Here is a 15,293-nt window from a genome sequence, read left to right on the forward strand (position 1 = left end):
GAGGCGCTGGCCGGGCGACCGAGGGTGGCCAGGAAGTACGCGGATACTTTTGCGTTGTATTGCTCAGCGGTTGGCATGTCATGCTCCTTAAGAGGGTTGAGATTCGCGCGATGAACCAGGCACTGCGGCTTAAATTATCGAAGGTGAACGCCATGAAGCCCAGACGTAGACTCAGCGCTTTTAATACATTATTTCCGGGGAAAGGTCAAAGAATGTTGGTAAAAAGCCATACCGCGCAACGGGCGTTTCCTTTTTACAACAAGGCGTAAACTTTGCATCGTAATCGCCTCGATCCCAAACCAAGCCCCGCCCAGATAGCGGATCGGTGCCGCCATATCCAGCACCGAAACCCGCTATACCCCCGTGGAGAGGGGTATCCGAGCAGAGAACCGATCAGACACTCGACGCTTCCGAAAAGCCCGCTGAATTACAACTGGTTGCAGACAACTGGCCACAAGAAACCGCGACTCATCCAGCGTAATCTCAAACAGCGTGAAGGACTCTTCCGATCAAACCCACACTGCAGCAGCAAAGCTGCCTCATGTTCAGCACAGCTTAATTCATGTCAAGCGAAAGTACAAAACCCTGATTCAACCGCATCCGGTACCAACAGTTTCCGCCTGGAACCAGCAGCGACACAGGGTTTGCACACTAGGGAGCGAGTGAAGGCATATTGAGGTCGATGCCGAGAAAACCAATCGCGGACCCGGCCCAAGAGCCCGACTGCACTGGCTTCATTCGGAAAACAGGTTTTCGGATGGCGATGACGATTGAATCTCCGAGCTGAAAACAATTTCACCTCGACATCTCCGGCCGGACGCACGTGACGAGTTGGACGTTGGCCGCTGGCCGCTGGACCGGGCTGAAGGCGGCCCTCTCTGTGTCGGCGAGGGGACGATGTGCGCTATGCTTGTCCCGCGCTAAAAAGGCGTGGGCTGAGCATGATGACGATTTGGAGCACAATCTCACGATGACAGAAACAGACCAGCCTGCGGCATTGGAGCTACGCGGACTGGGGAAATTCTATTCACTCTACGCACGGCCGCAGGATCGGCTGCGTCAATCGGTTGCAGGCGGACTGACTGCCCTGATGAACCGGCTGAGGGTGCGCTCCGGGCGCCCGACCAAGACCGCCCCAACCTTTTATCGACCCTTCTGGGCATTGCGCGACCTGTCACTGAGCGTGGCACGTGGCGAAACGCTGGGGATTGTCGGCCAGAACGGCTCTGGGAAATCGACCCTGCTGCAACTTGTTGCAGGAACGTTACAACCATCCGAAGGCGAGGTGGTGACGCGGGGACGTATCGCCGCCCTGCTGGAGCTGGGCAGCGGCTTCAATCCTGAGTTCACGGGGCGCGAGAACGTCTTCATGAACGCGGCGATCCTGGGTCTGGAGCGACGCCAGATCGAGGCGCGCTTCGAGGAGATCGCCGCCTTCGCCGACATCGGCGACTTCATCGAGCAGCCGGTGAAGAACTATTCGAGCGGCATGGTGGTGCGCCTTGCGTTCGCAGTCTCGGTCTGCGTGGACCCGGATATTCTGATCGTCGACGAAGCGCTGGCGGTAGGCGACGCGGCCTTCCAATTCAAATGTCTGCAGCGCATCCGCGATCTCAGCGAGCGCGGTACCACGCTCCTGTTCGTGTCGCACGATATGGGCATGGTGAAGACCTTCTGTCACCGCGCGGTCTATCTGGAGCACGGTCGCGTGAAGGCAATCGGCGATCCAGAGGCCATTGCGACCCAGTATTTCTATGACATCCGCTGTCAGCAGCGCGCGGGGCTGGGATCAGGCCCCGAGATGCGGCCTCTGGCGGCGCTGGGTGCGGACGCGCGCTCGACCGCGTTCGGCGATAGCCGGGCCGAGTTCCAGTCCGCACGCTTTCGCCGGACCTCGGGTACGCGGGAGCTGTTCGAGGTCGGTACCGAGATCGAGATTGAGGTGGAATTCACGCTTGCCGAGTCCGCACCGGACCGCATCCATCTGGCCGTCGTCATTCAGAACACCAAGCTGCTGGAGCTGTGCGGACAGCGCTTTCGTCTGCATCAGAAGGAAACGGGACGAACCGTGGTGCGCTGGACGAACCAGCTGGCGCCGGGCGAGTATTTCGTCTCGCTGCGGCTGGAGGAGCGCGTAGGTCAGGATGTCTTCGTGCCGCTGACCGTTCAGGTCGCGGCGCTGGCCTTCAGCAGCACCTGGGACGAGCGGTTGTTCCTAGGGATCACGGACCCCGGCATGCGATTGGTGAACCATGCGAATCATTGCGCTATTAGCGCTGCGTAACGAGGCGCTCTACCTGGAGCACTGTCTGACCCATCTCGCGGACCAGGGGATCGAGACCCTGGTGATGGACAACGACTCGACCGACGACAGCCTCGAGATCGCGCGATCCTTTCTGGGGCGGGGCGTGCTTGGCGTCGAACGCCTGCCCTATCCCGGCTACTACGACTGGCAGGGCATCCTGCGACGCAAGGAGCAATTGGCTACCGAATTGGATGCCGATTGGTTCATACATCACGACGCGGACGAAATTCGTCAGTCGCCGATTCCCGGACAGACGCTGTCCGAGGCGATCGCGGCGGCGGACGCGGCGGGGTTCGATGCAATCGATTTCCGCGAGTTCGTCTTCCTGCCGACAGGGCGCGACCTGGACGCTCGCGGAGCGGATTATGTGACCGCCCTGCCCCACGCCTATTACTTCCAGCCACACCCGGAGCACCGGGTGAATGCCTGGAAGGCGCGGGGACAGTCGGTGGACCTGGTCAGCTCGGGCGGGCATCGGGCAGAGTTCGCCGGCAGACGACTGAGCCCGGAGCGCCTGATCCTGCGCCATTACCCCTTCCTGAGCTGGAACCACCTGGTGGACAAATACCGCCACAGCCGGCGTTATTCGGACTACGAGGTGCAGGAGCTGGGCTGGCACGGCAAGCGGGCCTGCTTCGACGAGGGAGAGGCATGGCTGCCGAACATCGAGGATCTGATACGACCGGATGCGGATGGATGGCAAACGGACCGGGTCTGGACCAGCCATCCCTTTCTTGGTGGAGAACAGCCATGACCCCGGCACCCTTCATCATCGGAATGGGACGCTCCGGGACGACTCTGTTGCGGCTGATGCTGGACGCGCATTCGATGCTGGCGATCCCGGCGGAGACCCATTTCATTCCCTTTCTGCTTCAGGATGCGCCGCGCGATGGGGCCGATTGCCTGGCACGGCTGCGGACGATGCCGAACTGGGGCGATTTCGATCTCGCTGGGACGACATTCGAGGAGCGGCTGATCGCGTTGCAACCCTTTTCTCTGACCGAAGCCATCCGGCTCTTCTTCGGCAGCTATGCCGCGACCCAGCGCAAGCCGCGCTGGGGCGATAAGACGCCGACCTACGTCGAGCAGGTCGCAGCGATCGGCGCCTTGCTGCCCGAGGCGCGCTTCGTGCATCTGCTGCGCGACGGCCGAGACGTGGCGCTTTCCTACCGGAACAAGTGGTTCGGACCTGGCGACGATCTGGTCGCGGCGGCGCGCCTGTGGCGCGGGCGCATCCTAACCGCGCGCTCGCAGGCCGAAACCCTGGATTCCGGGCGCTATTTGGAACTCCGCTTCGAGGATCTGGTTCGCGAGCCGGAGCACTGGTTGGGAACGGTTTGCGATTTTCTGGAACTGCCATTCGAGCCGGAGATGCTGAACTATCCGAGGCGCGCGACCGAACGACTCGGCGAGATGGGCGACCGCCGCGATACAGAGGGGCAGGTGGCAGTGCCGCGCGAGCGGCGACTGAGCATCCACGCGAATACCTCGCGGCCGCCGGATCCGGCCCAGTCGGGCAAGTGGCGAACCGGCCTGACCCGGGGTGAGGTGGCGCTGTTCGAGCGCGAGGCGGGCGACCTGCTCGACTCGCTCGGTTACAGGCTAGCATGAGCACCATCGCATTGGAGAATGCCCCCATCATCCTGGGCGGTTTCTATCGTTCTGGGACCACGCTGTTGCGCCGGCTACTCGACGCCCATCCGGCGGTCCATTGCCCTTCGGAGCTCAAATTCTTCCGCGATGTGCTGGGCGAGTATGCCGACGACCCTTACGGCCATCTGCGCTTTTTCAACGCCTGCCGCGTGCTGCCATTGAGCGAAACGGAACGGATCGCGCTGCTCGGACGCGCCTATGTCTCGCTGCGCGAGGCGTCGGCACAGCGCCTGGGGAAACGGCGCTGGGCCGACAAGGAACCGGAGAACGCGCGCTATCTGCCCCAGTGGGAGCAGGTACTGGGCGAGGGGTTCGTCTATGTGCATGTGTTGCGCGAACCGTTGGATGTCTTCGCCTCGCTGCGCGAGATGCGCTTCGAAAAGAGCCTTTCACCTGTACTGGCGAATCAACTGGGGCAATACCGCCTCAACGGAGAGGCCGCACTGCATTTTGCCGCCAAGGCCCCGGAGCGCTTCTACTGCCTGCATTACGAATCGATCGCGGAGCAGCCAAAGGCGATCATGAAGGAGTTGTTGGCCTGGCTTGGCCTGGAGCCCGACCGATCACTACTGGACGCATTCAACGCACCGGAGCGAGGGCGTGGACTGGAGGACCCCAAGATCGACAAGACGCATGACATTCATGCGGAAAGTATCGGGCGCGGGGGACGCGAGCTGGACATGGAGATCCAGAATGCGATCAGGCGGGAGGTTGGAGCACTCTACTCAGCATTGAGCGACTTCGCTCGGCCAACCGCCCCCCTCTCCCCAAGCCCCTTTCCCCATGGGGAGAGGGGCTCCAAAGACAATCGCCCCTAGTTGGTCGCAAGCGACTCCACCAACGCCTTGTAGGCAGCGATCTGAGACGCGGTCAGCAACCCGGTGCCAGGACCGCCCTGCCAACCATTTGGCTGGCCGTAGGTTCCGTCGGCCCGAGGCATGATCGCCAGATCGTTGAGGACGGCATTGACCAGTCCTTTCGGTTTGACATAGCCATACACGAGACCTTCAACGTAATAGCCTCGGATCGCGCTGTGGATGTCGGTATAGGAGCCGAACAGGTTACCCAGCACCAGACGGACCATCAAATCGGCGTCGTCCCAAGCGGGTGCATCGGCGCCCCAGGACTTGAGCGAACTCAAATAGAGCTGCAGACCGATTCCGGCTGGCTTCCAAACGCTCCCGTTGTAGTCGAGCAGCACATCGCCCCAATCCGCAAGTTCCTGCGCCGTTGCCGACCGACCAAGCACGCCGAGAAAATAGGCGTTCACCTTGCGGTAGTAGTCCCCAGCGTCGTGCGAGGTCGAACCGATCACGGTGGAATTGGAGGCCGCCAGTCCGTTGTTGACTTCATTGCTCTCGGCCACCTCGCTATCAAGATCACCGTAAGCACCGACGTAGTAGGTACCCGCAGCCAGCGTGCTTGGAATCGGCAGATCGCCATAGCATGTATAGGTGGAACCGGGCGTCAAGGACGAGACCGCGCAACCCCAATTGGCGTCGACATCGGAGCCGGTGATGCGGCTATCGGTGGAGAACAGGTATCCGAACCAGAAGGACCCAGAGGTTGCCGTCCCCTGATTCCGCACGCTTGCGGTGACGGATAGGGTTCCACCAGGCTCACCGCTGGCGGGAGCGGTAACGGTGGTCACGACCAGATCCGGCAGCGTCGAACCGCTCGCGGTGAAGGAGGCGGCTACCGATTTGGCGGCATTCATGGTAACGAGGCAGCTTCCGGTTCCACTGCAGGCTCCACCCCAACCGCTAAACGAATATCCGCTGCTCGGCGTTGCGGCGAGCGTGACGGCCGTACCACTGGAGAAACTGGCCGAACAGGTCGAACCACAGCTGATGCCGCTCGGCGAGCTGGTCACGGTGCCACTGCCGACCTTGGAGACGCTGAGCACATAGGAGTCGGTAACTCCACCTCCGGTGCAGTCACCCAGTGTCGCGGCAAGAGAGTTGGCTGCGGCATCGAGATCGATCCGGGGCTTGGTGATGCCGTTACGGCTGTCCGTCACCGGCTTTCCGCTGGTCTGCAAGGCAGAAAGGATGTTGTCCGGGTTCGCCGAGCTACAGTAGGCCTTCAGGGCGGCGGCGGCACCGGCGACATGAGGCGATGCCTGAGAGGTCCCTCCCTGCTCGATGCCGGCCGCGACGATCATGGCCCCGGGCGCTAAAAGACTGAGGTAGCTCGCCGAGTTGGAGAAGCAGGTGACCTGATCGGCCGCCGTCGAGGAGTCGGTACAGGTACCACCACCCCATGTCCAAGGGCCTCCCACATCGGAGTCATAGACAGCGCCCACAGAAACGGCGCCCGGGGTGCAGGCGGGGCTTGCGATACCACTCTTATAGCCGGAGTTACCGGAGGCGATCGCGGTGAGGATACCGGCGGATTTCAGACTGGCGATGACAGAGGAGTAGGAAGAAGAGGCGCAGGGAGACGAGAACATGGTACTGCCGCCCAGGCTCATGTTCACCGCGACGATGTTATAGGTCGCCCGATTGGCGAGCACCCAATTCAACGCGCTTAAAATGTCGGTGTCGTAAGCGGTCAAACCACCTGAAACTTGCCGGAAGACATCCAGCGCGGCCACCTTCGCCTGGGGCGCCACGCCAAGTACGATCGCTGAAACGTTGGTCCCATGATCATCATCGTCCAAGCTGCCATCGTCAGGTGCGAAATCCATCGCGACCACGATCTTGCATGAGCCGCCCGGACTTGAGCAGGACCCGAAGGCGGAACGGGTATAGTCGGCTCCAGTATCCAGAACGGCTACCGTGGTTCCGGCACCGTCCGCGCCAAGGGCTTCGCCTTCCGGCTGATCGATCAGGGGCAGGCTTTCGTTGAGTTGAAGATAGTTGGCCCCGTTCTCATGCACCGCCTTGACGCGCGGATCCGTGCGTAGCGCGTCCACCGCCTCCAGCGACTGGACACGGAGCACATTCATCGGCAGCTGGCTGTAGTCGCGAACCTCCTCGACCCCTAAGGCCTGCGCCCCGTACAAGACGTCTTCCTTTTGAAGACGGCGCGTTGCCTCGACCTCCTGATCGTCCGCTCCGGCAATCCGAGCTTGATCGTAGTATTCCACGATCAAATCGACCGGCTCTCCGGCATTCAGCGCCGACAATGTCGATCTACTGAAACCTTGAGCCGCCGTAATCGAGGTGTTGGCGACACCCGGTGAACCAGTTGTGACGGTTGTGGGGCCTGCCTCCAATCGCATCGCCCCGAAGGGAAGAACCGCAAGCAATCCAGCCAGCAGAACGAATTTGCTCAATTTCGATCGAAACTTCACGGTATTCTCCGAAGGGTTCTGAACCATGCGCACCAACCCGACGCCAAGCGCCCAACGCTCAAGGCAAAATCGAGCATTGCAGCATTGAGCGACCCAGACCTGTCTGCAACCAGAACCTGACTCGTTTGAATCGGAGAGCTGGCCAGACAGACCACGAACGATTCATCCGAATCGCCGAACGCTTTAGGCATCATTATCCACCGAATGGTGACGAAGCAAGCGCCTCCGGCACGAGGTATCTGCCGAGGCGTGTCACTAAGCCTAGCTCAACTGGCTCCAACAATCTTTACAGCGCATTCGATGCAAGCGACTCGATTCGGGCTTTGTAGTCAAGGACCTGGATCTCGGTCAGCAACCCACCGCCTGGACCGCCCAGCCAACCGTTCGGCTGACCATAGGTTCCATCGGCCTTGGGCATGATCGCCAAATCGTTGAGCACGGCGTTGACGAGACCGCGTGGACGGATGCTGCCGAGGATCAGCGATTCCACGCAATTAGGTGTCAAGTCCCCCAAGGAAATAGGCGTTGACCTTGCGGATGTCATCCTCGGCGACGTGAGCGGCTGTGATGAGGATCCTATTGGTCGCCGCCGAGGAACCGCTCTAATGGCGTACTCGCCAAATGAGGTTGCGAGCGCGCCGCCAATCCGGCCGTTGAACATCAATCGGAGCCGTAGGCATCGCGTAAAGCCACGATGCTCTCCAAGACGCCTCCATACCACTCAAGCAACAGAACGAGGGCGAAAACGAGACGCTCTCGCGGAATGGACTCGGCCTGCTCGGTGACGAGCAGCCGGGTGAGCGCCCCCATGTCGAACCCAGGAAACTCACGCTCGGCGAGATAAGACGCTGCGCCGTCATGACGCTCGAGCCAATCGCCGAGCCATTGCCGCATGGGTAAAACGAATCCCTGCTTGGGTCGATCAAGGATCGAATGCGGTAGCCAGCGGCGGGCGACACGACGCAGCGCAACCTTGCTTGCACCGTTGCACAGGCGCTGCCGAGTTGGTAGATGCAAGGCCGCATCGACCAATTCCGGCGCAAGGAATGGGGCCCGACCTTCGAGGCTGTGGGCCATGGCCATGCGGTCGAATTTCACGAGGAGATCGTCTGGAAGCCAGGTTGCGAGATCGGCGGCACTGGCACGCTGCAAGGGATCGGCGGCGGTATCCAGCCAGGTGAGCAATCCCTGTTCCCAATCATCAGGGGAATCCTCGGCATGATTCACTGCGAGCAACGCCGCACGCCCGGGGATATCGGTCAGCAACGGGAAGCCTGCGGGAGAAGAGGGCTGGGAATTATCGATGAGGCGCGCAAGACGCGGAGAGCGGGCGGTGCCCGCACGCAAACGCTGCAGGTAACCGCGCAGACCGGGACTGGCGGAGAAAGGCCGGTAGTAACCGTAACCGGCGAAGATCTCATCGGCGCCCTCGCCCGCCAGCACGACGGAGACATGCCGAGCGGCCTCGCGGCAGAGCCAATAGAGTGGAAGCATGGCCTGATCGCCAACCGGTTCATCGAGCGCGGCGGCAACCCGAGGTAAAAGCGAACAAAAATCGTCGCCGCCAAATTCGAAGTGATGATGGGTCGCCCCAATGTGAACGGCAACGGCACGGGCGTGCTCGCTCTCGTCATAGCGGGCGCTGGCGAACCCCATTGAAAAGGTGGCGATGGCAGGCTGCGCATGGGCGGCAAGTGCGGCGACAACCGAGCTGTCGAGCCCGCCCGAGAGGAAGACTCCGACGGGAACATCCGCAATCAAGCGGCTGTTCACGGCCTGCTCCACGAGCTCGGCCAACTCGTCGTCCGAGCGTCGCCGACTGGAGCCGAGCGATTGGACGAAATAGCGATGGCGCTCTGGAGCGCCTGGCGCCATCAGCGAAACCCGCAGAAGCTCTCCCGGAAGGAGCCGCTGAATCCCGGCGAAGATGGTCTGTCGACCAGGCGAGAAGTGCAGGGCCAGATAGCGCTCGAGCGCCAACGCATCGATCGAGGTGTCGCACCCCGGTAAGGCGGCGAGGGTGCGCAGGTCCGAGCTGTAGGCGAAGCGATCTCCGATGACGCTGTAATAGAGCGGCTTTTCGCCGAAGCGATCGCGAGCCAGAATCAGCTCGCGCCGGTCCCGGTCAAGAATGGCGAAGGCGTACATGCCGTCGATACGGGCGAGCAATCCGTCCGCACCCCAACGATCGTAGCCATGCGCCAAAACCTCGGTATCGCTGGCCGTGCGAAAAACGGCGCCGCAGGCTTCCAGCTCACGTCTGAGGATGCGGTGGTTGTAGATCTCACCATTCTGGAAACAGATGATACGGCCGTCGCGTGCCTTGAGCGGCTGCCAGCCATGTTCGAGGTCAATGATCGAGAGACGACGCATCCCCATCGCCACACCCGGCTCCAGATAACGCCCCTCACCATGAGGACCACGCGGGCGGATCTGCTCGCCCATCGCGGTGAGGATGCGCTCGCCCCAAGCGGACGGGTAACCGATAAGTCCGTAGACTCCACACATGACTGGGATACCCCGGAGCCGTTAGTCAGGAAACTGTCGATTGCGATGTCGATGGGGATACCACGGCATCGAGTTCGCCCGCCTCGCGGAAAAGCGAGGCATAGGCAGCAACCATTTCGTCGAACTGCGTGAGCGAGCGCAGCACGAGCGGAGCATTGCGCCGATAGCGTTCCACGCGCTCGGGATCGGTCATGAGGAACCCTAGACGCTCGGCGAGCTGACGGGCGTCACCAGGCGAGTAGATATCCGCATTGATGCCTTGCCTGACCTGCTCGACGATGCCAAACGCCGGGGTGCTGATGATCGGGAGACCGAACAGCATGGCTTCGAGGATGACCCTCGGATAGCTTTCGATGCGGGAGGTACAAACGAAGCAGTCTGAGGCAGCGTAATAGAGGGCCGCACGACCGGTCTCCGGAACGATATGGACGCGCTCGCGCAGCAATGCCGGCAAAGCGGCGTGAGCCTGATGCACCCGACTGCTGTACTCCCCTTGACGGTCGCCGACGATGAATACGCGTAATCGACGCTGAAGTGACGCAGGTAGGTGCCCACATGCCTCAACCAGGTCCAGCTGCCCCTTGCGTTCGCTCACGGTCCCCAGAACGAGGACGACGAAATCCCCGTCTCCGACTTCGAGCTCGCGGCGCGCGTCCGCTCGCTGCTCTGGTGCCAGATTGCCATCGAACCGGGCGAGATTGAGGCCGTTATGGATGACGGAAAAATTGTTCTGGCTGTTCAATGGTTCAAACTGACGGCGAGTCGCATCGGCCACGAAGATGACACGATAGGGATCCGCAAAACATTCAAGCGCTCGCGCGGCAATGGGAGGAGCGAGGAAACTGAAATAGGTCTGCCAAGGTTCGCTCTCGCGGATATTCCAAAGACTGGGCTTGCCCAAGCGACGCGCGGCGGCGATCGCATAAAAAGTCTGCAAGGTATTGCCGTAGACGAGATCGACCGCACGCGAGTCGATCCAGCTCGCAAAACGCGCAATCGCAATCTCGTAGGCGTCGAGGTCGAATACGCCGAGCATGGGGTGGGGAGCAATCACGACCTCGATGCCTGCCTGCTCGTATAGTGGGCGAAGGGGGCCATCGGTCGGAGAATAGACGATCGGCTCGATCACGCCCTGACGCGCCAAGGCCAACGTCATCTCGTATTGACTGTAGGGCGCGCCCTCATGATTGAGGGTGAAGGCACACATGATGGCACGCACGGGCGCGGCGATCGAGCGGCGCGGGAGACGGCGGGCAGCGATCTGAAAGTGCTCATCGGCCAACGAAAGATGCGGACTGTAGTAGGGATCGCGATAGCCACGATAGCGCTCGCGGAACGCTAGAACCTCGGCGGGATCGTCCCCGGAGCCTCGACTGAACCCCTCGTAGTGAACGAGTTCCGCTCCTGCGGCATAGACGCAGCGATAGCCGGCGGCGACCAGACGATGACAGTAATCGACATCGTTGTAGGCCACAGCAAACTGATCCTCATCGAATCCCCCGAACTGCTCGAACAACGCCTTTGGCGTGAGAAGGCACGCAGCAGTGACCGCTGAATAATCGCGAGAGACGAGGGAGTAGGAGAGATAGCCGCCGTGCCAGTCCGGATTGCCTTTGAATGCAGGACCAGCCAAGCCACCGTAATAGCCATGCACGATCCCAGCATGCTGGATGGTGTCGTTGGGGAAGATCAAGCGGGCTCCTACGGCCCCGACACCCTGGATCCGCGCATAACCCACCATGCGGCTGAGCCATTGAGGCTCTATGACCTCGGTATCGTCGTTGAGAAACAGTAGATACTCGGCCGACACCTGACGAACCGCCGCGTTGTTGATTGCGGCGAAGCTGAAACCGCGCGGGCCATTCGGAATGGTCAAGACGGGGGTTGAGAGACTGGCGAGATACCCGAGCGTCTCTGGATCGTCGCTTCCATTGTCGATAACGAAGATCTCGTGGTCGCGATAGGTGGTGCGCGCGAGCGAATCGAGACAATGCTTGAGCTGGCGCCAATTGTTGCGACTGGGGATAAGAACGGCGACGGTCGGCCCGCGATGCGGGAAGTCATGCCAGAAGATGCCTAGACCACCGCGCCTGGCCCATTCGGGACGAAAGACGCTGACATCGATACCACGTCGGGCGAACGCCTCTTGAATAGCCGTTCTTCCTGCTTCGAAGCTGGCAGGCTTGGCGTTGCCGCTGCTCGCCGTGGAACCTGGCAGGCAACGCCAGTGATAGAGGATACGCGGGATATGCACGATGTGTCGCGCCCGCTCGCTGGCACGCAACGCCAGATCATAGTCCTGCGAACCATCGAACTCCGGGCGCAAGCCACCAAGGGACAGGAACAACTCTCGACGGATCACGAACAGATGGCTGAAGTACATGTAGGCCAGCAATAGCTCGGGATTCCAATCGGGCTTGAACTGCGGATCGTATCGACGCCCGTCGCAACTGATCTTGTCATCGTCGGAATAGAGCAGATCGGTCTCAGGATCGGACACCAGCGCGAGCGCGACTTCCATCAGCGCATCAGGCGTCAGCAGATCGTCCTGATCGAACAGGCAGAGATGGGTACCACGTGCGAGTTCGACTGCGCTGTTCGTGCAACGACTGATATGACCGTTTTCGGAGCGTGCAAGCCAACGGATCCGCGAATCCTCACCGGCAAGCTCGGACAGACGCTCGCGCAACCAAGGCTGAGGACTGCAATCATCGGCGATACAGAGTTCCCAATGCGGATAAATCTGGCTGCGAACCGATGAAATCGCAGCCTCGAAATACTCTCTCGGCGGATCATAGACAGGCATGACAACCGAAAGTAGCGGCCAGCGGCGATCATCAGCATCTAACAGATCACGATAATGCAGAATGTCCATTTCAGTGAGGCGATCGAGTTCGATCCAGCGCTGATAGGAATCGCACCGCTCGGGCCGAGAGAAACCCGGTGGGGGCTCGAGCCCCTCGTCCTCCAGAGCTCTCTGTGCGTGCACATTCAGGGCCAAACGCACCAGCGGAACAAATTCACCGATCCGTGGCAGACGTCGGTGGTTGAAATACCATTCACGGGCGGACTTCAGCGCAAAACCGGGGAAGCGAAACAGCGTCTTGAACCGTCTCGCAACCTGCCTATACGGTGGCACCAAGGGCAGGTGATAGATACTGGATACAAGCTTGATGGGAACAGTGCGCTCATCATCCTCTAGAAGAACACGAAAGCACAGCGGATAACGCCCAGCGGGAAGGCGAACATAGGCAACGAATCCGCTCTCCAGCGAATGATCCATGTCCGGGTAGACGGATCGAACGTCATCACGCCGATGCCCATACTGGCACCTGACGCTCTGCCCACCAACATCGATGTAAAGCGCAGAGATCCGCTCTTGGGCATGAAAACACCAACCGGAGATGCAGAGCTCTGTCGTGAGTGATAGTCGATAGCGCGGTGTATCGAGAAAGAGTTTCAACTGGTGCTGGAGCGTTTGGGTCATGGATACCTATTTCCGTGAGCGGACTCACATTCGAGCTCGCGGATTCTAGCGAGAAAGTCTGCCTCACGCCGATCACGCTCCGCATGGGCCTCGCGTGCCCGATCGATTTCCGCGACCAACCCATCGATGGTGTGACGCGCATGAGCGATTTCGGCGACCAGCTCTTCAATCTCATTTTGCGCATTGGCGGTCTCTTGCTCATAGTGAGCGACCATCCGATCCTTGCGCTCGACCTCACGCTCAACTAAAGCGAGTAGGCGTGGAAGGTCCTCCTGCTGATCGGAATTCGCTAGGGCCAACAGGTCCGGCAGCCAAGCCTCAATATTCAAGAAAGGATCGGGAAGCTGAAGACATTGATAAAGACGCGCAACGAAATGCGGTAGTTGGAAATCCAACGCCGAACAAGAGGCATGCGAAAGAGCCGAATCGACAGTCTGGGATTCGACAGAACCGGCCGGGAGGGTTAATAAACCAACCTGATCGCCAAGCCAAGTGCGGATCCTCTCCTGCTCTCTCGCAGGATCATCGATGAGTGTCTCGTAATGCACCAAAAAAGATGCCGACGGATCTACCGCCTGCAGAGCTTCGAGCAGATACGAGCCCCAAAGCCAATAGGACTTAAGGTTTTCAAACCGGTCACGACGCAAGAGAGATTCGGCGCAGGCATACGGATGGCGTACCACGAGAAGATAGCTCAGTCGATACTCGGCCTCTTCGAGCACTGCTCTCCAGAAAGGAAGCAGGCGACAGAGACGCGGATCCTTGACCGCAATGACAGACTCACCACCGAAATCCTCTTCAAGTACCTTCAGTGCCTGCGCACGGAAACGATCCAGCATAGACTCAAGGTCTGGAAGGGATGGAAACAGCGTATGCCAATGCGCATCACCCGCAGCAAGCAGCGTATCATTGAGCCGTACAAACGGTAGCGATTCGAAATGGCCATGAGGATTCCATTCATTAGCACCAAGCAAGTCACGACCAAAATGAAGACCAAAACCGGACAGCACCTCGGCCACGGCACTCGTTCCGCTGCGATGCATGCCGATAACGAAAACGCAATGCTTCCCTGACATATCCAAACTCATTAAAAAACACCAAACCAAATCAGACCGTCGGATCAGAGAACATCAGCAAAGCCGTCACGCGTCATTTGAAACCACCAGAAGCCGACCCAGGCGAGACCAAACCCAGCAACAAGATAGAAAAGCCATGGAATGACGTCAGGAAAAGTTCCGAAAACGAGAACCTTGCGCCCCTCCTCGATCATGAAAGCCAGAGGATTGAGCTGCATCCAGAACTGCAAACGCTCGGGCAAGCGTGCGACCGGGTAGAAAACTGGAGATAAAAACATGAGAATCGTTGTGATGATCCCGATCGATTGACCGACATCGCGCACAAAGGTTCCAAGCGAGGCCAATATCCATGCGATTCCAGCAGTAGCAAATATTAACGGCATCAGCAAGAGCGGAAAAAGAAACGCCGTCACAGGCAATGCACCTTTCAGAAAAAACTGAACGATGAGCAATGCCAAAACACTGACAAGCGAATGGAATAGCGTACTACCGATCACTACCCAAGGAAGTATTTCGAGCGGAAATATGACCTTCTTAACGTAATTGACATTATAAAGAATCAGCATGGGAGCACGATTCAGACAGTCAGCGAAAAAACCGTGAACGATCATGCCAACAAAGAGCACAATCGCAAAATCGACTCGCGATTCGTTCGCCAGCCCCCACCGAGACTCGAAAATATAAGAGAATACAAACGTATAGACGACAAGCATCAGAAGAGGGTGAATTAACGACCAAGCAAGGCCCATGAACGAGCCTCGGTAGCGCGAAGCAATCTCACGCCGAGTCAGCTCGAAGATCAATTGGCGGTACGTAAAAAGCGACCCGAGAAGCCTCCGTAAGGAGGCTCCATGTGAACGACCCAAGGCCGTCGCATTGGAGATTGTCATCGAAAGTATTGGCGAAAATCGAAAGGCATGAAAAGGATATTCAATCGCGAAAAGCGCGTTGGATAGCAGCAATCAT

At 59.6% G+C, this 15,293-nt stretch carries 11 protein-coding genes; 5 read left to right on the plus strand and 6 right to left on the minus strand.

The features are described 5' to 3' along the window. From ACFSJC_RS15255 to ACFSJC_RS15275, 5 genes are all read left to right on the plus strand, one after another. A partial coding sequence (locus ACFSJC_RS15255; protein ID WP_386027920.1) for a hypothetical protein occupies positions 1-269 on the plus strand: 269 nt, incomplete at its 5' end. Between the two features lie 701 nt (positions 270-970). Further along, the gene (locus ACFSJC_RS15260) at positions 971-2,284 is read left to right on the plus strand and encodes an ABC transporter ATP-binding protein (RefSeq protein WP_386027921.1); all 1,314 of its coding nucleotides are present in this window, start codon (positions 971-973) and stop codon (positions 2,282-2,284) included. Beyond that, complete coding sequence (locus ACFSJC_RS15265; RefSeq protein WP_386027923.1) at positions 2,253-3,059, plus strand: glycosyltransferase family A protein; 807 nt, start codon at positions 2,253-2,255, stop codon at positions 3,057-3,059. The genes ACFSJC_RS15260 and ACFSJC_RS15265 overlap by 32 nt, the downstream gene beginning before the upstream one ends. Then, positions 3,056-3,916 (plus strand): sulfotransferase family protein, encoded by an 861-nt coding sequence (locus ACFSJC_RS15270; protein WP_386027924.1) that lies wholly within the window; start codon positions 3,056-3,058, stop codon positions 3,914-3,916. Before ACFSJC_RS15265 ends, ACFSJC_RS15270 begins: the two co-directional genes overlap by 4 nt. Continuing rightward, on the plus strand, positions 3,913-4,776 hold the full coding sequence (locus tag ACFSJC_RS15275; protein ID WP_386027926.1) for a sulfotransferase family protein: 864 nt from the start codon (positions 3,913-3,915) through the stop codon (positions 4,774-4,776). The genes ACFSJC_RS15270 and ACFSJC_RS15275 overlap by 4 nt, the downstream gene beginning before the upstream one ends. On the opposite strand, the gene ACFSJC_RS15280 is transcribed toward ACFSJC_RS15275, so the two are convergent. The 6 genes from ACFSJC_RS15280 to ACFSJC_RS15305 form a co-directional block, all read right to left on the minus strand. Continuing rightward, positions 4,773-7,049, minus strand: a complete 2,277-nt coding sequence (locus ACFSJC_RS15280; RefSeq protein ID WP_386027928.1) for a S8 family serine peptidase — start codon at positions 7,047-7,049, stop codon at positions 4,773-4,775. The two genes, ACFSJC_RS15275 and ACFSJC_RS15280, sit on opposite strands and share 4 nt — an antisense overlap. Before the next feature lie 493 nt (positions 7,050-7,542). Continuing rightward, the gene (locus ACFSJC_RS15285; RefSeq protein WP_386027929.1) at positions 7,543-7,746 is read right to left on the minus strand and encodes a hypothetical protein; all 204 of its coding nucleotides are present in this window, start codon (positions 7,744-7,746) and stop codon (positions 7,543-7,545) included. A 170-nt stretch (positions 7,747-7,916) separates the two neighbouring features. Then, entirely contained in the window at positions 7,917-9,764 is a 1,848-nt protein-coding gene (asnB, locus tag ACFSJC_RS15290; protein ID WP_386027931.1) for an asparagine synthase (glutamine-hydrolyzing), read from the minus strand. Positions 9,765-9,789: 25 nt separating this feature from the next. Then, the gene (locus ACFSJC_RS15295; RefSeq protein ID WP_386027933.1) at positions 9,790-13,251 is read right to left on the minus strand and encodes a glycosyltransferase; all 3,462 of its coding nucleotides are present in this window, start codon (positions 13,249-13,251) and stop codon (positions 9,790-9,792) included. Next, positions 13,248-14,339 carry a sulfotransferase family protein gene (locus ACFSJC_RS15300; protein WP_386027935.1) on the minus strand — a complete coding sequence of 364 codons (1,092 nt, stop codon included), beginning with the start codon at positions 14,337-14,339 and terminating at the stop codon, positions 13,248-13,250. Before ACFSJC_RS15300 ends, ACFSJC_RS15295 begins: the two co-directional genes overlap by 4 nt. Before the next feature lie 32 nt (positions 14,340-14,371). After that, positions 14,372-15,289 (minus strand): ABC transporter permease, encoded by a 918-nt coding sequence (locus tag ACFSJC_RS15305; RefSeq protein ID WP_386027937.1) that lies wholly within the window; start codon positions 15,287-15,289, stop codon positions 14,372-14,374. Positions 15,290-15,293: the final 4 nt, after the last annotated feature.

It is taken from the genome of Thiorhodococcus fuscus (assembly GCF_042682685.1).
In the GTDB taxonomy this organism is placed as follows: domain Bacteria; phylum Pseudomonadota; class Gammaproteobacteria; order Chromatiales; family Chromatiaceae; genus Imhoffiella; species Imhoffiella fuscus.